Raw genomic sequence first — 20,703 nt, 5'->3', positions numbered from 1 at the left:
ATTTTGCTTGGGGCCCGCCGAGAATGAATCGCTCAACCCTGCGCGGCAGACCGCGACCGGCAGCCGCGCTGCTCGCGGCGGCCATCACCGTCACCGCGTTCTGCGCGGCCGACGCCGTCGCGCGCAGCTACCCCTTCGGCCCGCGCACCCGCGCGGTCAACGATCTGGGCAACCAGTACGTGCCGTTCCACGCCCACCTGTGGGACCTGCTGCACGGCCGGGCCGACGGCGGCCTGCTCGTCAACTGGCAGTCCGGGTTCGGGTCCAGCTTCCTGCCCGACCTCGGGACGTATCTGAGCAGCCCGTTCGCCCTGCTCGTGGCCCTGTTCCCGAGGGACGAGATCGACCTCGCCGTCTACGTGGTCACCGTGCTGAAGACCGCCTGCGCCGGCGCCGCCATGGCCTGGCTGCTGCTCCGGCTGCGCCCCGGCCGCTGGTGGGCGGCGGGGCTGCTGGGCTCCGCGTACGCGCTGTGCGGCTGGTCGCTCGCCGACGCCTCCTACAACCCGATGTGGCTCGACGGCCTCGTCGCCCTGCCGCTGCTGTGCCTGGTCGGCGAATGGGCGCTCGCCGGACGGCACCGGCTGCCCGGCGTGCTGATCGTGGCGCTCGCCTGGATCGCCAACTTCTACACCGCGTACATGGCCACCCTCGGCGCCGGACTCCTCCTGCTGCTCCGGCTGTGGCTCTCCGGCCTCCCGCGGCGCCGGGCCCTGGCGGTGGCCGGCCGGGCCACCGCCACCGTCGCCCTGGGCGTCGGTCTGGCCGCCCCGCTGGTCACGGTCGTCTACTTCGGCACCAAGCACGCCTACCCGGGGCGGGTCACGCACTTCTCGCCGGTCGCGACGGAGGACGTGCTGGCCCGGCTGCTGCCGACGACGTACGGGTTCGGCAGCCCGGCGCTCTTCGTCGGCACGACCGCGCTGCTGCTGGCCCTCGCCCTGCCCTTCCACCGGGCCGCCCCCGTGCGGGTGCGCGCCGGCTGGAGCGTGCTGGTGGCCGCGGTCGCGCTCTCGATGCAGTGGACGCCGACCCACCTCGCCTGGCACGCCTTCGCCACCCCCAACGGCAGCCCCTACCGCCAGACGTTCGTGCTGTGCGCGCTGCTGGTGATCGCGGCCTGGCACACGCTGTCGTACGGCGTACCCGCCCGGCGCGCGCTGGCCGCGGCCACCGCGCTGCTCGCCCTCGCGGCCGCCGTCGCGAGCCGCAGCGGCCTGGTGCACTCCTACGCCTGGCCGGTGCTGCTCCTGGCCGTCACCGGAGCCCTCGGCGGCCTGCTCCTGCTGCGCCACACGGAAGCGGCCCGGTCCACCGCGCCCGCGGACCGTCCCGGCGCAGGGGAGGGCTCCGAGGCCGCCGGGAACGGGCCCGCCGCAGCCGGGAGCGGCTCCGCCGCAGGGGAAGATCCCGCGGGCACGGGGAGCGGCTCCGCCGCCGGGACGGGCGACACCGTGCCGGGGAGCGACCCCGGCACCAGGACGGACATCGCCGCCGGGGGCGGTGGGCCGGGTGGGCGCAGGCGCGGCGTGCTCGTCGGGCTTGCCGTCGTTCTCCTGGTCGGTGCCCAGGTCGGCGAGGCCGCCGCCACCTCCGCCGCCGCCACCCGGCTGCGCCTGGACCACCTGGACGACTACGCGCCCTGGGGGGACCGGCAGCGGAGTCAGTCGGAGGCCGTGGCCGAGGCCGACGGCTGGCCCGCCTACCGCACCGACCCCGGCCGGGAACAGACCGTGGGCAACGACCCGATGACGGTGGGCGGCCAGGGCGCCCAGTACTACAGCAGCCTCACCGCCGACGTCCTCAGCCGTACCCTCACCGCCCTCGGCGGCGGCTGGACCTCGCGCGGGCGGAACCTGCAGAGCCTGGACAACGCCGTCACCGACGCGATCTTCTCCGTGGGCGCCCGGGTGCACTCCCCGCCGGACCAGCACCAGAAGTGGAACCCTCGCGACAGCACCCCGGTGACCGTGTCCCGGCAGGACGTACCGCCACTCGTCACCGTCCGTCCGGCCGCCGGGCCCGGCGCCCGCACCGGCGTCTCGGCCTTCGGCCCGTCGCCCTACCGCAACCAGGAACTGCTGCTGGGCACCCACGTCTACACCGTGCCCGCCCTGACCGTACGCACCGCCGACGGCGAGCAGCCCGAACGGACGGCCGACGACCGGGCGAGCACGGTGATCGAGGTGCCCCGCGGGAAGGACTCCGGCGCGAAGGGCGCCCGCGGCACGGCCGCCGCTTCCCGGCCGTCGGTCGCGGCCCGGTGCCCGGCCGGCAGCGAGGTCTACCTCTGGGCACCCCACTTCTCCGGCACCGCCCGCCTCACCGACACCCCGGCCCGCCCGCTGACCGGCCGTTTCACCTCCGACGCCGCCAAGATCGCCGCGATGCAGCGGCTGGGCACCGCCCCGGCGTCGGGCCGGGTGCGGATCGAGCTGTCGCCCACCCGGACCGGCACCGTCCCGGACGGAGCGGTCGGCTGCCTGGACACCGCGCGGCTGCGCACCGCCGTCCAGCGGCTCAAGACCACGGGCGCCGACGAGGTGACCGTCTCCGACGGCACCGTCCGCGCCCAGCTGCCGGCCGGCAGCACGGGCACCGCAGTGCTCGCCGCCCCCCGCATCGCCGGCTGGCGGTGCGCCGCCGACGGGGCCGAGGCCAAGCCCGCCGAGACCTACTACGGCCTCGTCGCCGTCCCCCTGGACGGCTCCGCGACCAGCGTCACCTGCACCTTCCACCCGCCCGGCCTGCGGCTGGGCGCGGCCGTCGGGGGCGCCTCGCTCCTGACCCTCGTCCTGCTCGGCACCCTCACCGCCGTCCGCCGACGGCGCTCCGCACACCACCCCGCGCTCCGCACGGCCGGCGCCACCGGCGCCCGCCCGCGCGAGCGCACCACCAGCGCCCTCTGACCGCGCCCCGGAGACCCTGATGCTGATATCGATCGTCGCCCCCTGCTACAACGAGGAAGACGTCATCGAACGCTTCCACGCCGCCGTGCAGAAGGTCGCCGACGACCTGCTGCCGCTCGGCCACGACATGGAGTTCGTCTACGTCGACGACGGCAGCCGCGACCGGACGCTCACCCTCCTGGAACAGCTAGCCGAGCGCGACCCGCGCGTCCGCTACGTCTCCTTCAGCCGCAACTTCGGCAAGGAGGCCGCCCTCCTCGCGGGTCTGCGCCACGCCTCCGGCGACTCGGTGGTGGTCATGGACGCCGACCTCCAGCACCCGCCGGAGCTGATCGGGCAGATGGTCGAGCTGCGCGGCCAGGGCTACGACCAGGTCCTCGCCCGGCGCAGCCGGCGCGGCGACCGGTTCACCCGCACCCTCACCGCCCGCCTCTACTACCGGCTGGTCAACCGGCTCGTGGACGTCGAACTCGTCGACGGCGTCGGTGACTTCCGGCTGCTGTCGCGGCGGGTGGTGGACGCGGTGCTGGCCCTGACCGAGTACAACCGCTTCTCCAAGGGCCTGTTCGCGTGGGTCGGGTTCCCCAGCACCACCTTCGAGTACGAGAACGCCGTACGCGAGCACGGCCGCAGCTCCTGGACCCTGAAGTCCCTGCTCAACTACGGCCTCGACGGACTGCTGTCGTTCAACAACCGGCCGCTGCGCGCCGCCCTCCACCTCGGTATGACCCTGCTGACCTGCGCCGGGCTCTACACGGCGTGGATCGTGGGCGCCGCCCTCGTCAACGGCGTGGAGACACCCGGCTACGTCACCATCATCACCGTCGTCACCGCGCTCGCGGGGGTGCAGATGGTCATGCTGGGCGTCGTCGGGGAGTACACCGGACGGATCTACTACGAGGTCAAGGGACGCCCGCACTTCCTGGTGAAGGCGACCAACGTGGAACGGGAGCCGAGGCCCGCGACGAAGGACCTCATCCGCTGATGCCCCCTCTCGCCACGACCCGCCCGATGGCGCGGCAGATCGCGGTCTTCGCCGTGGTCGGCGTCGTCAACACCGGCATGTACTACGGCCTCTACCTGCTGTTCCTCACGCGCCTGCCCTATCTCCTCGCGCACGTCCTCGCGTTCCTGCTCAGCATGGTCGGGTCCTTCTTCCTCAACGCCCGCTTCACCTACCGGACCCGGCCCACCTGGCGGAAGTTCCTGCTGTTCCCGCTGACGAACGCCGCCAACTTCGTCATCACCACGGTCGGTGTGTACGTGATCGTCGACGTGCTGCGGGCCGGCAGCCGGTTCGCCCCCCTGCTGGCCTCCGCCGCGGCGATCCCGGTGACCTTCGTGGTCTCCCGCTGGATCATGCTGCCGAACGCGGGCAGCGCGCCCGCGCCCGAAACGACGAGGGCGTCCGCCGAGGCGGACGCCCTCCGGTGACCGGTACCGGCCCTCACCTCACCGCTTGATCGAGCGCCGGATGGCCCGCGCCCGCCGCACCACCCTGCGGGCCGCGGCGTTGCGCGGCAGGAAGGCCAGCCGCTCCGGAACCCCGCCGGGCAGGCCCAGCGACGTCAGCCGCCGCTTCTTGAAGTACCGGCGGGTGCGGGCGTTCAGGTTGCCCCGCAGGTACTCCTCGGCCGCCGGGCGCAGCTCGGGGACGATCTTGGGCTGCATCGCGAACCCGACGGCCCGCACCAGGGCGGTGAGGGCCTCGGTGTCCAGGCCCCGCCGTCCCTCGGCTACGGCGTCCCGGTCGGCCGGCGCGGGCAGCAGCGCGTCCACGATGGTGACCGGGACGCGGTTGCTGTTCTCGTACGGCGTCAGCCGGTCCAGCAGGGTCTCCGTGCCGACCCGGGCGACCGGCAGCCCGTACAGCGCGGACGCGGTCAGCAGGGCCGTGGAGAAGCAGCCGACGACCAGCGCCGGGCGCGTCCGCTCGTACAGCACCTCCGCCAGGACCGGCGTGTCGAGGACGGTCAGCTCGACGCCGAGCTTCTCCGCCTCCTGCTCCAGGGTGCGGGCGAAACGGGCCGGGGCCGTGGGATGCGGCTTGAACACCACCCGGGAGTGACCGAGGCCGACCGCGCCCGTCAGCATCTGGACGTGCAGGTCCTCCTCCTCCTCGGCGGAGAGGATGCCCAGTGCCGACAGGTACTGGCCGAGCAGCAGCGCCGCCCCCTCGTCCCCGGGCAGCCCGGCGTCCGTGTCCGCCAGCTCGGCCAGCACCTTGGTGAACGCCGGGGTCGGCACGACCTGAGCGGGGACGTCGAACTCGGTCAGCAGCAGGGGCGCCAGCCCCGGGACCAGGTCGAGGTGGAGCAGCCGTTCCACGCGGGTGCCGACCAGCGGGTCGAGCTTGTTGCGGGTGGGGCCGTAACTCATCAGACCGTCGGCGTACACCGTCAGGGGCGCGTCGGTGAAGATCTGCGCCACGCCGAGCGCGGGGTGCACCTGGATCGACTCCACGGCGAGCGACACGTCGTCCTCGCCCAGGTTCCACAGCAGCCGCAGATGCCGCTCCCACAGGGGCGCGTCCTCCACCCGCGGCTGCCAGCCGCCGGGATGGAAGGGGAAGATCGTCTCGTTCCAGGACAGCACCTCGTCGAAGCGCGGCCGCAGCCGCTCGAACCCGGGCATCTCGTCCAGGGCGGGCGTCGTCTCGGGCGTCGCCGCGTTGTTGGAGACCAGCAGGATCCGCCGGTCGGCCGGGGGGAAACAGCCCGCGTCCAGGGCCGCGGCGAGCGTGGCCGTGCCGTACAGCGTCGACGCCAGGAAGATCTGCGTGCTCACGCCGCCACCTCCGCACCCGGCACCGCACGGCGGCGCAGCCGGCGCAGCAGCGTGGCGCGCTCGGTGTCCATCGAGCCGAGCACCTCGTCGAGCGCGTCCTGCGGCATCCGCCGCAGAGCGGCGGCGCTCATCGCCTTCAGTTTGCGGGCCACGGCAGGCTCGAACCTTTCGACGGAACCGAGATGGTGGGAGATGATCGCGCAGTACGTGCGCACGGCCTTCGGCAGCAGCCGCGCGGCGTCGGCGTCGCCGGCCGCCCCCGCGACGACCTCGTCGAAGGCGCGGATGAAGTCGAGCTGGCGGACATCGCCGATCTGGGTGAGCGAGGACGCCACCCCGCGCCGGTAGAAGACGCCGAGCAGCCCGGTCACCGCGAAGGACTCCGCCTCCCGGTGCAGCTTCCAGATCCAGGGCCGGTCCTCGGCCGTGCGCAGCCCGTCGGTGAAGTGCAGCAGCCCCCGCTCGGCCAGCCGGCGGTGGTAGACGCCGGCCCACGCGTAGGCGTAGTCGACCGAGGTCGACCGGTGGGCGGGGAGTATCGCGTCGCGCGGGCGCATGACGACGTTTCGCCGGCCGTGCGGCACCCGGTGCACGACCCGGGCCCGTACCGTGCACTGGACGTGGTCGGTGCGCACGAAGTCGCAGCCCAGCCCCTCGATGGCGGCGACGAGCCGCTCGTAGTGGCCCGGGGCCAGCCAGTCGTCGCCGTCCAGGAACGTCAGGTACTCGCCGCGCGCCCGGTCGATGCCGGTGTTGCGGGCGGTGGCCAGACCGCCGTTCTTCTCGTGTCGGACCAGCACCGCCCCCGGCAGCTCGGACTCGGCCCGCGCGAGAAGGTCCGCGGTCCCGTCGGACGAGCAGTCGTCGACGAGAATGAATTCGAAGTCGTCGCGCGCGTTCGCGCGCAGACTCCGCAGAGTGTCGGGAGCGTATTGCCGCACGTTGTAGAACGGCACGATGACGGAGAGCTTTGGCACGTGAATGACGTTAGGTGCCGGCCCGGCACCGGGCTTTACTTGAACCTTGACACGCGGTGAACGAGGCGTGGCGAAGCGGTGAAGCGCGCACTGTCCGGTTCTCCCGGCGGCTCGATTCGCCATTCGGCGATGTGCTGTTCACCGTTTGTTGGATTCCGGTTGGGCGGTTCCTAGAAATGCCTTTTTAGCGTCTACGACGTGCCAGCAAGTGCAACGAAGGCCCTGCGAGTCGCCGTCCTGGCGGACTCCGACACCCGGTGGAAATGGGGCGCGCTCACCGCGAGCCGCGTCTGCCCCGGGGACACGGAGATCCACCTCGACGGATACCTCCTGCGCGGCCGCGCCACCCCCACCGCCCGCCAGCTGCGGGAGGTCGGCGTCGGTGCGGACTCGCTCCGCGAGGTGACCGCCCTCGAGTTCCTGCGCGCCATGGACGGAGCGCCGGGCGAGGAGCCCTACGACGTCCTGGTCCTCGCCCTGGTCGGCGGCGGCGTCCAGGCCATGCTGCACGGACTCGGCCACGTCTGGCGGGACCGCGCCGAGCGGCCCGTGGTCGTCACCGGCTACGTCGGCGTCGTCTACGAGAAGCTCGCCGACGGCCTGCTGCTGCGCCACGGCGCCGACCTCGTCCTCGCCAACTCCCGCCAGGACGCCGAACGTTTCCGCGCCGTGTACGAGGGGGTCGGCGCCGATCCCGCCGCGGTGACCGAGGTCGCCCTGCCCTTCCTCGGCGGAGCCGCCTACGCCGGCGAGCGCGACCCGTACACGGTCGTCTTCGCGGCGCAGCCCTCCGTGCCGGACAGCCGCAAGGACCGTACGTACCTGCTGGACCGCCTGATCCGGCACGCCCGCCTGCACCCCGGGCGCGAGGTGCTGCTCAAGCTGCGCTCCAAGCCCGGCGAGCACACCACGCACATCGAGGAGCTGCCCTACCAGAAGCTGGTGCAGCGGGCCGACCCGCCGCCCAACTTCCGCCTGGTCTACGGGCACATGGGCGACGTCCTCGACCGCACCGACCTGCTGGTCACCGTCAGCTCCACGGCGGCCCTCGAATCCCTGCACCGCCGTATCCCCACGGTCGTCCTGACCGACCTGGGGGTCCGCGAGGCGCTCGGCAACCACCACTTCGTGGGCTCCGGCTGCCTCGCCTCCTGGGACCAGCTCGACGCGGGGCACCGCCCGGTGCCCGACCCCGAGTGGGTCGCCCGGCAGGGCGTGGCGGCGGACGGCGGCTACGACACCGCCTTCGACGAGGCCAGGAAGCGCATCGCCGCCCTCCTCGCCCGGCCCGCCGAACTGCCGCCCCTCGCCCCCTACTACACACCGGCCACCGCCCCCGGCTACCTCCCCGGCATCCTCGCCCGCCACCACCTCGCCCCCGACGGCACGCCGCTGCCCGGCGCCCCGGCCGCCGACCGGCCCCCCGGGCCCGTCCGCCAGGTCGTGCGCCGCGCGGCCCGCGGCGCGTACCGGCACGGCGTCCAGCGCGTCGCCCCGGTGATCCGGCGGATGGGGGAGCTGTGACCGGCCCGATACGGGGAACCGCCCCGACACCTGCGCAAGGAGCAGACCCCATGTCCAACCGCCCAGCGGGCCACGGCGCTTCGGTGCGCCGGGTGCTCGCCGTGATCCCCGCGCGCGGCGGCTCCAAGGGAGTGCCCGCGAAGAACCTCGCCGCCGTCGGCGGCGTCCCCCTGGTGGTCCGCGCGGTGCGCGAATGCCGGGCCGCCCGTCTCGTGACGGACGTCGTCGTCTCCACCGACGACCACGCCATCGCCGCCGCGGCCCGCGAGGCCGGCGCCGAGGTCGTCCTGCGGCCCGCCGCCATCGCCGGGGACACGGCCACCTCCGAGGCCGCCGTACTGCACGCGATGGACGCCCACGAGGCCCTGCACGGCGCCGCCGTCGACGTGGTCCTGCTCGTCCAGTGCACCAGCCCGTTCCTGGTCCGCGAGGACGTCGACGGGGTGGCCGGCGCGGTCGCCGGGGGCGGTGCGGACACGGCCGTCACCGTCGCCCCCTTCCACGGCTTCGTCTGGCGGGACGGCAGCGACGAGCCGGACGGGACCGACGGCGGTCACGGCGTCAACCACGACAAGGCTCACCGCCCCCGCCGCCAGGACCGCCCCCAGGACCTGCTGGAGACCGGCGCCGCCTACGCCATGGCCGCCCCCGGCTTCCGCGAGCACCGGCACCGCTTCTTCGGCCGCACCGAACTGGTCCGCACCGACCCGGCCCGCGTCCTGGAGATCGACGACCCGCACGACCTGGCCCGCGCCCGCGCCCTCGCGCCGCTCTTCGACGCGGCCCGGCCCGGCGCCCTTCCCACGGCGGCCGACATCGACGCCGTGGTCCTCGACTTCGACGGCACCCAGACCGACGACCGGGTGCTGATCGACTCCGACGGACGGGAGTTCGTCTCCGTGCACCGCGGCGACGGACTCGGCATCGCCGCCCTGCGCCGCAGCGGCCTGACGATGCTGATCCTGTCCACGGAGGTGAACCCGGTCGTCGCCGCCCGCGCACGCAAGCTCAAGCTGCCCGTGCTGCACGGCATCGACCGCAAGGACCTCGCCCTCAAGCAGTGGTGCGAGGAACAGGGCATCGCGCCCGACCGCGTGCTCTACGTCGGCAACGACGTCAACGACCTCCCGTGCTTCGCCCTCGTCGGCTGGCCCGTGGCGGTCGCGAGCGCCCACGACGCCGTACGCGGCGCGGCCCGCGCGGTCACCACCGTCCCCGGCGGCGAAGGCGCCGTACGGGAGATCGCGACCTGGCTCCTGGGCCCGTCACTGGACGCCCTCGACCCCCTCGACACCTCCCTCGAAACCCCCACGCTCACCCAGTCCAAGTAAGGAACCCCCTGCCATGAGCACCAACTCCCGCATCCGCACCTTCGGTACGCGCGAGGCCGGCCCCGGCCGCCCCGTCTACATCACCGGCGAGATCGGCATCAACCACAACGGCGACCTCGACAACGCCTTCAAGCTGATCGACGTGGCCGCCGAGGCGGGCTGCGACGCCGTCAAGTTCCAGAAGCGCACCCCGGAGATCTGCACCCCCCGCGACCAGTGGGACATCGAGCGGGACACCCCCTGGGGCCGGATGACGTACATCGACTACCGCCACCGCGTGGAGTTCGGCGAGGACGAGTACCGGCAGATCGACGACTACTGCAAGACCAAGAACATCGACTGGTTCGCCTCCCCGTGGGACACCGAGGCCGTCGCCTTCCTGGAGAAGTTCGACGTCCCCGCCCACAAGGTCGCCTCCGCCTCGCTCACCGACGACGAGCTGCTGCGCGCCCTGCGCGCCACCGGCCGGACGGTCATCCTGTCCACCGGCATGTCGACGCCGAAGCAGATCCGCCACGCGGTCGAGGTCCTGGGCAGCGACAACATCCTCATGTGCCACGCCACCTCCACCTACCCGGCGCAGGCCGAGGAGCTGAACCTCCGGGTCATCAACACCCTCCAGCAGGAGTACCCGAACGTCCCGATCGGCTACTCCGGCCACGAGACCGGCCTGCAGACCACGCTGGCCGCCGTCGCCCTCGGCGCCACCTTCGTCGAGCGCCACATCACCCTCGACCGCGCCATGTGGGGCTCCGACCAGGCCGCCTCCGTCGAGCCGCAGGGCCTGACCCGTCTGGTCCGCGACATCCGCACCATCGAGGCCTCCCTCGGCGACGGCGTCAAGAAGGTCTACGACTCCGAGCTGGGCCCGATGAAGAAGCTGCGCCGCGTCCCCGGCGTCGTCGCCGAGGCCGAGATCGCCGCCGCCGCGGGCGAGCCCGTCACCGTCTGACCGCCGGCCACCGAGTCACTCACCACGGGACGGTCCCCCACCGATGAGCCCCCGCGCCGGGAACGCCGGCCCCCGCACTCTCGCCTTCGTCGAGAGCCCGGTACAACTGCTGAACGTGCTGGAGTGGGCGCACACCCGCGCACCCGGCGCGGAGCTCACCCTCGTGGTCCTCTCGCCCGTCGACCCGATGACCCGCGGCCAGCTGCGCCGCATGGCGGAGCTGGCCCGCAAGGAGGGCCACGACATCCGCTGGGAGGAGGCACGCGGCGGCGCCACGGCACCCTTCCGCACGATCGGCGGCCTGACGACCCTGCTGCGGCAGGCGGAGCGGATCGTGCTGGGCGACCCCTTCTCCCGCTACGTGCAACTGCTCCTCACCATCACCCGCGCCCACGACCTCGTCGTCGTCGACGACGGCACGGCCACCATGGAGTTCGTCACCCAGCTGGCCCACGGCGAACGGCTGGTGCGCTGGCACCGCAAGGGCAGCCGCCCCGGCCCGCGCGACCTGCTCTTCGCCCCCGTCTCCCGGTCCGCCCGCCACCGCCTCACCCCGACCCCCGACCGGCAGGTCTCGGTCTTCTCCTCCATGCCCATGGCGGACGTCCCCGAAGGGGTCACCGTCACCGCGAACGACTTCGCCTGGACCCGGGACCGCTTCGGCCCGCCCCGCGTCACCAAGGGCGCGGACATGGTCGGCACGTCCCTGGTGGAGACCGGCGTCGTCGACGCCGACCGCTACGTGGCCGCCGTACACGCCCTGGCGAAGACCCACGGCGCGGCCCGCTACTTCGCCCACCGCCGCGAGAGCGCCGAGAAGCTGCACCGGCTGTCCGTGGAGACCGGCCTGCAGATCGTCCGCCCCGACCTCCCCCTGGAGCTGATCGCCCGCCGCGGCCCCATCGGCCGTACCGTCCTCAGCTTCCCCTCCACCGTCGTCCACACCCTGCCGCTGGCCCTCGCCGGCACCGAGGTCCGCGTCGCCGTCTGCGACATCGACCCCGCCTGGCTCACCGAATCGGCCTCACCGCGGGCCCGCGGCTTCCTGAACGGAGTCACGGGCTCCGCGCGGGACGTGCACCGGCTGCCGGCGGTGGCGGGCGGCGCGCCGTGAGCTGAGCCGGACGGGCCTGCGCCGTGCCGGGCCCCGCGACCCCGGCAAGATCCCGCGCTCGCCGCCGCGCGCAGGGCGTCGCTGGTACCGGGGCCGGCGAGGATCCGATGGCCACGCGCGGGTCGTCGACGTCCGTCCCGTCGTAGCGGGAGCCCGCGTCCGACGCCACCGGCGCCGCGTCGGCGGCGAAGGAGGGCGTGGAGAGCAGCAGGGCAGGTGCGAGGGCGCCGGCGGACAGAGCGAGCGTCGCGCGAGTCGGTCTCGTCGGTCGCGCGGAGTCAACCACCTTGTGCCGTGGACGTGTTGTGCCGTGGTCGCATCGTTCCAGGGATCGGCGGGCGTGATCACTGCGGGAACCGCGCAGGCTTCACGGGTCCTTCGTTGCCGAGCGCCCTCACGACCGGGTGGCGCGTGGGGAGGTCGTTGCGTGGTACCTGTACACCGAACGGATGCCACCGGGCGGTGTGTGCCGATTCCGGTGGATCTCCCATGATCGACCCGGCCCGAAAGGCGGAGGATTTTACCCAGGCGAGACAGTGGCTATGCGTAGGGCGGCCGACGTTTCTTCCCCTAACGGGCTGAATTTTTGTTGATCGTGGGTCCACCGGCCGCTCGGGCGCCCTACGCTGCAAAGGGTGAACGTGTTGATGTCCCCAGAGTCCGAGGCCGGTACTTCCGGCGAAGCCGTGCTGCCCGGCACCCTGCCGGACGCGCTGCGCGCGGAGCTCGTGGCCTTCCGCCGCGACCTGCACATGCACCCCGAGCTGGGCAACCAGGAGTTCCGCACCACCGCCGCGATCAAGGAACGGCTGGAGCGGGCCGGCCTCAAGCCGCGTGTGCTGCCCATCGGCACCGGGCTCGTCTGCGACATCGGCACCGGCACCCCGTCGGGACAGTGGTCCGGCGGGCCGCGCATGCTCGCCCTGCGGGCCGACATCGACGCGCTGCCCATCCCGGACACGAAGAGCGAGTGCGCGTACCGTTCGCAGGTGCCCGACCGCGCCCACGCCTGCGGCCACGACGTGCACACCACCGTCGTCCTGGGCACCGGGCTCGTGCTCGCCGCCCTGCACGAGCAGGGCCTGCTGCCCCGCCCCGTACGGCTGGTCTTCCAGCCCGCCGAGGAGGTGCTGCCCGGCGGTGCCGCCGACGCCATCGAGGGCGGCGCGCTCGACGGGGTGCGCCGCATCCTGGCCGTGCACTGCGACCCCAGGGTGGACGCCGGGAAGATCGGGCTGAGGGTCGGTCCCATCACCTCCGCCTGCGACCGCATGGAAATCGCCCTGAACGGCCCCGGCGGCCACACCGCCCGCCCGCACCTCACCACCGACCTGGTCACCGCCGCCGCCCGCGTGGCCACCGACGTGCCCGCGCTCGTCGCCCGGCGCGTGGACAGCCGCAGCGGGCTCGCCCTGACCTGGGGACGCATCGAGTCCGGTCACGCGCCGAACGTCATCCCGCAGCACGCCGAACTCGCCGGCACCGTGCGCTGCCTCGACCTCGACGCCTGGCGGCAGGCACCGGACCTGGTGATGGGCGCCATCGACGAGATCGCGAACCTGTACCGGGCCAAGTCCGAGATCACCTACGTCCGCGGCGTCCCCCCGGTCGTCAACGAGGTCACCAGCACCGAGCTGCTCCAGGCCGCCATGGTCGCCCGGCGCGGCACCGACGCCGTCGAGGGCACCGAGCAGAGCCTCGGCGGCGAGGACTTCTCCTGGTACCTGGAACACGTGCCCGGCGCCATGGCCCGCCTCGGCGTCCGCCCGCCCGGCGAGCGCACGATCCGCGACCTCCACCAGGGCGACTTCGACGTGGACGAGCACGCCATCACGGTCGGCGTGGAGATGTTCACCGCGGCGGCGCTCATCGACGCGGTGCAGTAGCCGCGCGGCGGCCGTGAGGCCGTCACGGCGCCGTCGTCCGGCCAGCGGCACGAATGGATAACGGCGCCGCGCAACCCCGTTCCCAGGAGTTTCTACGCGCGTTAATGTGCGCCGAACCGAGCGCCCGCTGCGGGGCTTTGGAGAATGGGGAACTTCAGATGCGTCGGACATCAAGACTGATCCGCGTCGCGGTGGGGGTCGCGTCGCTCGCACTCGCGGCCACGGCCTGCGGCGGCACCAGCGGCGGCAGCGGCGACGGCGGCGGTGACGACAAGGGCCTCGCCATCGCGTACGACGTCGGCGGCAAGGGCGACCAGTCCTTCAACGACGCCGCGTACGCCGGTCTGGAGAAGGCCAAGAAGGAGTTCGGCTACAAGACCGCCGACATCGAGCCCACCGACGGCGAGACCGACGCCGACAAGGAGCAGCGCCTGACCTCCCTGGCCAAGCAGGGCTACAACCCCGTGATCGGCGTCGGCTTCGCCTACGGCCCGGCGATGAAGGCCGTCGCCGCCAAGTACCCGGACACCACCTTCGGCATCGTCGACTCCGTGGTCGAGGGCAAGAACGTGGCCTCCCTCGTCTTCGCCGAGAACGAGGCGTCCTACCTGGCCGGTGTCGCCGCCGCCAAGGCCACCAAGACCAAGACCGTCGGCTTCGTGGGCGGTGTGAACGTCCCGCTGATCCACAAGTTCCAGGCCGGTTACGAGCAGGGCGTCAAGGACACCGACCCGAAGATCAAGGTCATCTCGCAGTACCTGACGCAGACCGCGGAGGAGGGCGGCTTCTCCAGCCCCGACAAGGGCAAGGCCGCCGCCGAGGGGCAGATCGAGAAGAAGGCCGACGTCGTGTACGCGGCGGCCGGTCTCTCCGGGCAGGGCGTGATCGAGGCCGCCGCCAAGGCCAAGATCTGGGCGATCGGCGTCGACTCCGACCAGTACAAGCAGGAGGCCCTCGCGGCCTACAAGGACTCCATCCTGACCTCCGCCCTCAAGGACATCGAGGGCGCGGTCTTCGCCCTGGCCAAGTCCGTCGAGGACGGCAAGCCGCTCTCCGGCACCCACACCTTCGACCTGAAGTCCGACGGCGTGGGCCTGTCCGACAGCAACCCGAAGTTCGCCGAGGTCTCGGGCGCCAAGGAGGCCGTGGAGAAGGCCAAGGCGGGCATCGTCGACGGCTCCATCAAGGTCGCCGCGGAGTAGTCGCGACGGCACAGGACCCGACGAAGCGGACGGGCGCCTTCCGGGTGCCCGTCCGCTTCGGCGTGCCGGCGGCGCCGGAGCCCGCGCGCCCCCCTGCGCATGCCGCGCCTCCGAGGCCCGGGCGTCACCCTCCGCCACCCCTTGTTTGCGTCCGGCAAGCCCGGTACCCCCATTCGGGCCGCCTTGCTCACGGCCGGATAACAAGGTGGACAGAAGGGGTTTTCAGGCAGGTCTACGCGCGTTAATCTGCGGCGAAAGCCAGCGCCGCAGCCGAACCGTCCCCGGCGCTTGTACGACAGGAGCACCAGACATGCGCCGGATTTCCCGGATCACGGTCGCAGGCGCAGCGACCGCCTCCCTGGCCCTCGCCCTCGCCGCCTGCGGTGGTACCTCGACCGACTCCGGTTCGGAGTCCAAGGGGGACAAGGGCCTCGCCATCGCGTACGACGTCGGCGGCAAGGGCGACCAGTCCTTCAACGACGCCGCGTACGCCGGTCTGGAGAAGGCCAAGAAGGAGTTCGGCTACGAGACGGCCGACGTCGAGCCCACCGACGGCGAGACCGACGCCGACAAGGAGCAGCGGCTCTCCTCGCTGGCGAAGCAGGGCTACAACCCGGTCGTCGGCATCGGCTACGCGTACGCCAACGCCATGAAGAACGTGGCGGAGAAGTACCCGGACACCACCTTCGGCATCGTGGACGACGCCACCATCGAGGCGGACAACGTCGCGGACCTGGTCTTCAACGAGCAGGAGGCGTCCTACCTGGCCGGTGTCGCCGCCGCCAAGTCCACCAAGACCAACACGGTCGGCTTCGTGGGCGGTGTGAACGTCCCGCTGATCCACAAGTTCCAGGCCGGTTACGAGCAGGGCGTCAAGGACACCAACCCCAAGGTCAAGGTCATCTCGCAGTACCTGACGCAGACCGCGGAGGAGGGCGGCTTCTCCAGCCCCGACAAGGGCAAGACCGCCGCCGAGGGCCAGATCGAGAAGAAGGCCGACGTCGTGTACGCGGCGGCCGGTCTCTCCGGCCAGGGCGTGATCGAGGCCGCCGCCGCCAACAAGGTCTGGGCGATCGGCGTCGACTCCGACCAGTACAAGCAGGAAGCCCTCGCCAAGTACAAGGACTTCATCCTGACGTCGGCCACCAAGGACGTCGCCAAGGCGGTCTACAGCCTCGCGAAGTCGGTCGAGGACGGCAAGCCGGAGACCGGTATCGTTCGGGGCGATCTGAAGTCCGGCGAGGTCGGTCTCTCGGACTCCAACCCGAAGTTCGCGGACGACGCCGAGCTCCAGGCAGCCATCAAGACGGCCAAGGAGAAGATCATCAGCGGCGAGATCAAGGTCAAGAGCAGCTGAACGGCTGAGTAGCACCTGCAACACCTCGAACAGCGTGTAACCGCGCCGGTTGCGCCGCGCGGCGGGGTACGGGAAGAGCGGCCCGGAAGGCGCCCTCCCCGTACCCCGTCGCGTCGATGCGCCGCCGCCGCTTTTAGATGCCGTAGGGGCGCTACGCGCGTAGACGGCCCCCGTCCCCAGGAGAGTGCGCCATCAACGCGTCCAGCAGCCCTCCGGCCGGAGCGGCGGTCAAGGTCAACGAACCGGTGACCGCCGTCGAACTCGCCGGAATCACCAAGCGTTTCCCCGGAGTCGTGGCCAACCACGACATCCACCTCACCGTCCGCAAGGGCACCGTCCACGCCCTCGTCGGCGAGAACGGCGCCGGCAAGTCGACGCTGATGAAGATCCTCTACGGCATGCAGAAGCCGGACGAGGGCACCATCGCGGTCGACGGCGAGAAGGTCTCCTTCTCCTCGCCCGCCGACGCCATCGTGCGCGGCATCGGCATGGTCCACCAGCACTTCATGCTCGCCGACAACCTCACGGTCCTGGAGAACGTGGTCCTCGGCAGCGAGAAGCTGTACGGCATCGGCGCCAAGGCCCGCCGCAAGATCAAGGAACTCTCCGACCGCTACGGCCTCGGTGTGCACCCCGACGTCCTGGTCGAGGAGCTCGGGGTCGCCGCCCGGCAGCGCGTGGAGATCCTCAAGGTCCTCTACCGCGGAGCCCGCACGCTGATCCTCGACGAGCCCACGGCCGTTCTGGTGCCGCAGGAGGTGGACGCCCTCTTCGACAACCTGCGCGAGCTGAAGGCCGAGGGCCTCTCGGTCATCTTCATCTCCCACAAGCTGGGCGAGGTCCTCTCGGTCGCCGACGAGATCACCGTCATCCGCCGCGGCACCACCGTCGGCACGGCCGTCCCCGCCGAGACCACGCCCCGCCAGCTCGCCGAGCTGATGGTCGGCAGCGAACTGCCCACCCCCGAGACGGCCGAGTCCACGGTCACCGACCGCCCGGTCCTCACCGTCGACGCGCTGCGTCTGGCCGCCCCGAGCGGCAAGGCCCTCCTCGACGACATCTCCTTCACCATCCACGCCGGTGAAGTGCTGGGCATCGCCGGTGTCGAGGGCAACGGCCAGACCGAGCTGGTCGACGCGCTCATCGGCCTGCGCCACGCCGACTCCGGCACCATCCGCTTCCTCGACCAGGACATCACCGCGCTGCCCACCCGCAAGCGCCGCGAACAGGGCGTCGGCTACATCCCCGAGGACCGCCACCGCCACGGCCTGCTCCTGGAAGCCCCCCTCTGGGAGAACCGCATCCTCGGCCACGTCACCGAGAAGCCCAACAACAAGGGCGTCTGGCTGGACCTGAAGAGCGCCCAGCAGGACACCCGCCGCATCGTCGAGACGTACGACGTGCGCACCCCCGGCATCGACGTCACCGCCGCCTCCCTGTCCGGCGGCAACCAGCAGAAGCTGATCGTCGGCCGCGAGATGAGCCACAACCCGCGCTTCCTCATCGCCGCCCACCCCACCCGCGGCGTGGACGTCGGCGCACAGGCCGCGATCTGGGACCACATCCGCGAGGCCCGCCGCGAGGGCCTGGCCGTGCTGCTGATCTCCGCCGACCTGGACGAGCTGATCGGCCTGTCCGACACCCTCCGCGTGATCTACGACGGCAAGCTGGTCGCGGACGCCGACCCGGCCACCATCACCCCCGAGGCGCTCGGCTCGGCGATGACCGGCGCCGCCTCCGGTCACCTGGAAGACGAAGAGAACCCCGCGCCCCCTGAGAACCCCGAGGGCGCGACCGGCTCCCCGAAGTCCGCGGCGCCCCCCGCGCCGCCCGCGTCCCCCGAGTCTCCGGAAGACGAGGCCCGCTGATGAAGAAGTTCGACAAGGAGCGCGTGCTCCTCGCGGTGGCCGGACCGGTCATCGCGCTCGCCGTGGCCTTCGTGCTCAGCGCGATCGTCCTGATCGCCTCGGGCAAGAACCCGGTCGAACCGTTCGCCCTCATGCTCGAGCAGGCCGGGTTCTCCGACATCCAGGTCCTGATCGTCAACCAGGCCTCGCTGTACTACATCGCGGCCCTCGCGGTGGCCATCGGCTTCCGGATGAACCTGTTCAACATCGGCGTCGACGGCCAGTACCAGCTCGGTGCCTTCATGGCCGCCGTCGTCGGTGCCCACGCGAACCTGCCGGCGTTCCTCCAGGTCCCGCTGCTGCTCCTGACCGCCGTCCTCACCGGCGCCTTCTGGTCCGGCATCGCCGGTGTCCTCAAGGTCACCCGCGGGGTCAGCGAGGTCGTCGCGACGATCATGCTCAACGCGATCGCCACCTCGCTCATCGTCTACATGTGGAAGCCGGACGTCTTCGGCGTCAAGGTCGGCAACAACAGCACCACCGGCGAGATGCACGAGTCCGGCTGGATCCCCGGCATCGACATGGGCGCGGCCGGCGAGATCTACGGCCTGGTGATCCTCGCCGCGCTCCTCGGCGTCGGCTACTGGGTCGTCCTCAACCGCACCCGCTTCGGCTTCGACCTGCGCGCCTCCGGTGCCTCCGAGTCCGCCGCGGCGGCCAGCGGCGTCGACCCCAAGCGCATGGTGCTCACCGCGATGCTCATCTCCGGCGGCCTCGCCGGTCTCGCGGGCCTGCCCATCCTGATGGGCGACACCCACACCTACAGCCTCAACTTCCCCACCGGGGTCGGCTTCCTCGGCATCGGCATCGCCCTCCTCGGCCGCAACAGCCCGGTCGGCATCGCCTTCGCCGCCCTGCTGTGGGCCTGGCTCGACAAGGCCTCGCCCGAGCTCGACTACCACGGCTTCGACAAGGAGATCGCGGTCATCATGCAGGGCCTGATCGTCCTCTCGGTCGTCGTCTCCTACGAGGCCGTCCGTGAGTGGGGCCTGCGCCGCCAGCAGCGCCGCGTCGGCGCGGAGCTGGCCGCCGGTCACGTCCTCGGCGCCACCGACAACCCGAAGAAGGAGGTGGCCGGCCGATGACCGCTCCGACCACAGCGACCGACGTCAACCAGCCCTCGCTGGAGCACGCACCACGCACCGGCCGCCGGATGTCGTGGCCCGTGCTGCTCCTGGTCATCGCCGGAGCCCTGGCGCTGACCTCGATCGTGCGCCTGATCACCGGCGCCAACGGCATCACCAACGTCAGCCAGATGTCCACCGCGCTCCAGCTCGCCGTACCGATCGGCCTCGCCGGTCTCGGCGGTCTGTGGGCCGAGCGGGCGGGCGTCGTCAACATCGGCCTCGAGGGCATGATGATCCTCGGCACCTGGTTCGGTGCCTGGGCCGGCTTCCAGTGGGGTCCGTGGACCGGCGTGCTCGTCGGCATCGTCGGCGGCTGCCTCGGCGGCCTGCTGCACGCCATCGTGACGATCACCTTCAACGTCAACCACATCGTCTCCGGCGTGGCCATCAACATCCTCGCCCTCGGCGCCACCCGCTACCTCGCGCCGCTCGCCTTCGAGGGCCACCAGGGCGGCTCGGCCAAGCAGTCCCCGCCGGTCGACTCCCTCGGCCACTTCTCGATCCCGGGGCTGTCGGACTGGCTGGAGAGCCTCAACGACCAGCACTGGTTCTTCGTCTCGGACATCGCGGGGCTGCTCGGCGGCCTGGTCACCGACGTCTCCTGGCTCACCCTGCTCGCGGTCGCCCTGATCCCCGCCACCTGGTGGATCCTGTGGCGCACCCCGTTCGGCCTGCGCCTGCGCTCCTGCGGCGAGAACCCGATCGCGGCCGAGTCCCTCGGCGTCAACGTCTACAAGTACAAGTACCTCGCCGTGATCATCTCCGGCGGCCTGGCCGGCCTCGGCGGCGTCTTCCTGTCCATCGTGGCCAACCCCTTCTACCTGGAGGGGCAGACCAGCGGCCGCGGCTACATCGGCCTCGCCGCGATGATCTTCGGCAACTGGATGCCGGGCGGCCTCGCCATCGGCGCCGGCCTCTTCGGCTACACCGACAGCCTCAACCTGCGCGGCGGCTCCGCCAACGTGCACGCCCTGCTGCTGCTCGGCGCGCTGCTGCTGGTCGCCGGCGCCATCTGGCTGGCGATCCGCAAGAAGTACGTCAAGGCCGCGATCACCTTCGTCGTCGGCGCCCTGGTCTTCGCCTGGTACGCCGGCACCAACGAGGTCCCCAACCAGGTCGTCTCCGCCACGCCGTACGTCGTCACCCTCGTCGTCCTCGCCCTGTCCGCGCAACGGCTGCGGATGCCCAAGGCGGACGGCATGCAGTATCGGAAGGGACAGGGCAAATGACCGACGTCGACTGGGGCGCGCTGCGCACGACGGCACGGGAGGCGATGGCCCGTGCCTACGCCCCCTACTCCGGGTACGCCGTGGGCGCCGCCGCCCTGGTCGACGACGGCCGCACCGTCACCGGCTGCAACGTGGAGAACGCCAGTTACGGCATCGGCCTGTGCGCCGAGTGCGGGCTCGTCTCCCAGCTGCAGCTGACCGGCGGCGGCCGGCTGACGCACTTCGTCTGCGTCGACGGCGCGGGCGACGTCCTCGTCCCCTGCGGCCGCTGCCGGCAGCTCCTGTACGAGTTCGGCGGCCCGGAGCTGCTCCTCGAGACTCCGGAGGGGATCCTGCCCCTGTCCCGGATGCTCCCGCAGGCCTTCGGCCCCGACCACCTCACCAAGTAGCAACTCGCGTTA

At 72.0% G+C, this 20,703-nt stretch carries 16 protein-coding genes; 14 read left to right on the top strand and 2 right to left on the bottom strand.

Annotation, left to right across the window (positions count from 1 at the left end; genetic code table 11):
* Window positions 1-23: 23 nt before the first annotated feature.
* The 3 genes from NI25_RS14670 to NI25_RS14660 are packed head-to-tail and all read left to right on the top strand — an operon-like array spanning window position 24 to window position 4,343.
* Window positions 24-2,909, top strand: a complete 2,886-nt coding sequence (locus tag NI25_RS14670) for a YfhO family protein (protein WP_061442895.1) — start codon at window positions 24-26, stop codon at window positions 2,907-2,909.
* A gap of 19 nt (window positions 2,910-2,928) precedes the next feature.
* A complete protein-coding gene (locus tag NI25_RS14665; protein WP_061442894.1) occupies window positions 2,929-3,894 on the top strand; it encodes a glycosyltransferase family 2 protein in 966 nt (321 codons plus the stop codon).
* On the top strand, window positions 3,894-4,343 hold the full coding sequence (locus tag NI25_RS14660) for a GtrA family protein (RefSeq protein ID WP_061442893.1): 450 nt from the start codon (window positions 3,894-3,896) through the stop codon (window positions 4,341-4,343). The genes NI25_RS14665 and NI25_RS14660 overlap by 1 nt, the downstream gene beginning before the upstream one ends.
* A gap of 18 nt (window positions 4,344-4,361) precedes the next feature.
* On the opposite strand, the gene NI25_RS14655 is transcribed toward NI25_RS14660, so the two are convergent.
* Window positions 4,362-5,696, bottom strand: a complete 1,335-nt coding sequence (locus NI25_RS14655) for a polysialyltransferase family glycosyltransferase (protein ID WP_061442892.1) — start codon at window positions 5,694-5,696, stop codon at window positions 4,362-4,364.
* Window positions 5,693-6,673, bottom strand: coding sequence for a glycosyltransferase family 2 protein (locus tag NI25_RS14650; RefSeq protein WP_061442891.1), 981 nt, complete (start codon window positions 6,671-6,673; stop codon window positions 5,693-5,695). Before NI25_RS14650 ends, NI25_RS14655 begins: the two co-directional genes overlap by 4 nt.
* A 198-nt stretch (window positions 6,674-6,871) precedes the next feature.
* Between NI25_RS14650 and NI25_RS14645 the strand changes: the two genes are divergently transcribed.
* From NI25_RS14645 to NI25_RS14595, 11 genes are all read left to right on the top strand, one after another.
* Window positions 6,872-8,197, top strand: coding sequence for a DUF6716 putative glycosyltransferase (locus tag NI25_RS14645; protein WP_061442890.1), 1,326 nt, complete (start codon window positions 6,872-6,874; stop codon window positions 8,195-8,197).
* A 50-nt stretch (window positions 8,198-8,247) separates the two neighbouring features.
* A complete protein-coding gene (locus NI25_RS14640; protein WP_061442889.1) occupies window positions 8,248-9,528 on the top strand; it encodes an N-acylneuraminate cytidylyltransferase in 1,281 nt (426 codons plus the stop codon).
* A 13-nt stretch (window positions 9,529-9,541) separates the two neighbouring features.
* Window positions 9,542-10,480: an N-acetylneuraminate synthase family protein gene (locus tag NI25_RS14635; protein WP_061442888.1), complete on the top strand. Its 939-nt coding sequence runs from the start codon at window positions 9,542-9,544 to the stop codon at window positions 10,478-10,480.
* A gap of 43 nt (window positions 10,481-10,523) precedes the next feature.
* Window positions 10,524-11,594, top strand: a complete 1,071-nt coding sequence (locus NI25_RS14630; RefSeq protein ID WP_061442887.1) for a hypothetical protein — start codon at window positions 10,524-10,526, stop codon at window positions 11,592-11,594.
* A 647-nt stretch (window positions 11,595-12,241) separates the two neighbouring features.
* Complete coding sequence (locus NI25_RS14625) at window positions 12,242-13,480, top strand: M20 family metallopeptidase (RefSeq protein WP_061442886.1); 1,239 nt, start codon at window positions 12,242-12,244, stop codon at window positions 13,478-13,480.
* Between the two features lie 158 nt (window positions 13,481-13,638).
* Window positions 13,639-14,682 (top strand): BMP family lipoprotein, encoded by a 1,044-nt coding sequence (locus NI25_RS14620; RefSeq protein ID WP_061442885.1) that lies wholly within the window; start codon window positions 13,639-13,641, stop codon window positions 14,680-14,682.
* Between the two features lie 310 nt (window positions 14,683-14,992).
* Window positions 14,993-16,039, top strand: a complete 1,047-nt coding sequence (locus tag NI25_RS14615; protein ID WP_061442884.1) for a BMP family lipoprotein — start codon at window positions 14,993-14,995, stop codon at window positions 16,037-16,039.
* Window positions 16,040-16,284: 245 nt separating this feature from the next.
* Window positions 16,285-17,907 (top strand): ABC transporter ATP-binding protein, encoded by a 1,623-nt coding sequence (locus NI25_RS14610; protein WP_061442883.1) that lies wholly within the window; start codon window positions 16,285-16,287, stop codon window positions 17,905-17,907.
* The gene (locus NI25_RS14605) at window positions 17,907-19,031 is read left to right on the top strand and encodes an ABC transporter permease (RefSeq protein ID WP_061442882.1); all 1,125 of its coding nucleotides are present in this window, start codon (window positions 17,907-17,909) and stop codon (window positions 19,029-19,031) included. The genes NI25_RS14610 and NI25_RS14605 overlap by 1 nt, the downstream gene beginning before the upstream one ends.
* On the top strand, window positions 19,028-20,302 hold the full coding sequence (locus NI25_RS14600; RefSeq protein ID WP_061442881.1) for an ABC transporter permease: 1,275 nt from the start codon (window positions 19,028-19,030) through the stop codon (window positions 20,300-20,302). Before NI25_RS14605 ends, NI25_RS14600 begins: the two co-directional genes overlap by 4 nt.
* Window positions 20,299-20,691, top strand: a complete 393-nt coding sequence (locus NI25_RS14595; protein WP_061442880.1) for a cytidine deaminase — start codon at window positions 20,299-20,301, stop codon at window positions 20,689-20,691. The genes NI25_RS14600 and NI25_RS14595 overlap by 4 nt, the downstream gene beginning before the upstream one ends.
* Window positions 20,692-20,703 lie beyond the last annotated feature (12 nt).

The organism is Streptomyces sp. CCM_MD2014 (assembly GCF_000772045.1).
GTDB lineage: Bacteria > Actinomycetota > Actinomycetes > Streptomycetales > Streptomycetaceae > Streptomyces > Streptomyces salinarius.
This window is presented reverse-complemented; position numbering and strand designations above follow the sequence as displayed.

Excerpts from the sequence above, each read along its gene's own strand:
- NI25_RS14670 (WP_061442895.1), top strand. The coding sequence starts at position 24 with ATGAATCGCTCAACCCTGCGCGGCAGACCGCGACCGGCAGCCGCGCTG.
- NI25_RS14665 (WP_061442894.1), top strand. The coding sequence starts at position 2,929 with ATGCTGATATCGATCGTCGCCCCCTGCTACAACGAGGAAGACGTCATC.
- NI25_RS14660 (WP_061442893.1), top strand. The coding sequence starts at position 3,894 with ATGCCCCCTCTCGCCACGACCCGCCCGATGGCGCGGCAGATCGCGGTC.
- NI25_RS14640 (WP_061442889.1), top strand. The coding sequence starts at position 8,248 with ATGTCCAACCGCCCAGCGGGCCACGGCGCTTCGGTGCGCCGGGTGCTC.
- NI25_RS14635 (WP_061442888.1), top strand. The coding sequence starts at position 9,542 with ATGAGCACCAACTCCCGCATCCGCACCTTCGGTACGCGCGAGGCCGGC.
- NI25_RS14630 (WP_061442887.1), top strand. The coding sequence starts at position 10,524 with ATGAGCCCCCGCGCCGGGAACGCCGGCCCCCGCACTCTCGCCTTCGTC.
- NI25_RS14625 (WP_061442886.1), top strand. The coding sequence starts at position 12,242 with ATGTCCCCAGAGTCCGAGGCCGGTACTTCCGGCGAAGCCGTGCTGCCC.
- NI25_RS14620 (WP_061442885.1), top strand. The coding sequence starts at position 13,639 with ATGCGTCGGACATCAAGACTGATCCGCGTCGCGGTGGGGGTCGCGTCG.
- NI25_RS14615 (WP_061442884.1), top strand. The coding sequence starts at position 14,993 with ATGCGCCGGATTTCCCGGATCACGGTCGCAGGCGCAGCGACCGCCTCC.
- NI25_RS14605 (WP_061442882.1), top strand. The coding sequence starts at position 17,907 with ATGAAGAAGTTCGACAAGGAGCGCGTGCTCCTCGCGGTGGCCGGACCG.
- NI25_RS14600 (WP_061442881.1), top strand. The coding sequence starts at position 19,028 with ATGACCGCTCCGACCACAGCGACCGACGTCAACCAGCCCTCGCTGGAG.
- NI25_RS14595 (WP_061442880.1), top strand. The coding sequence starts at position 20,299 with ATGACCGACGTCGACTGGGGCGCGCTGCGCACGACGGCACGGGAGGCG.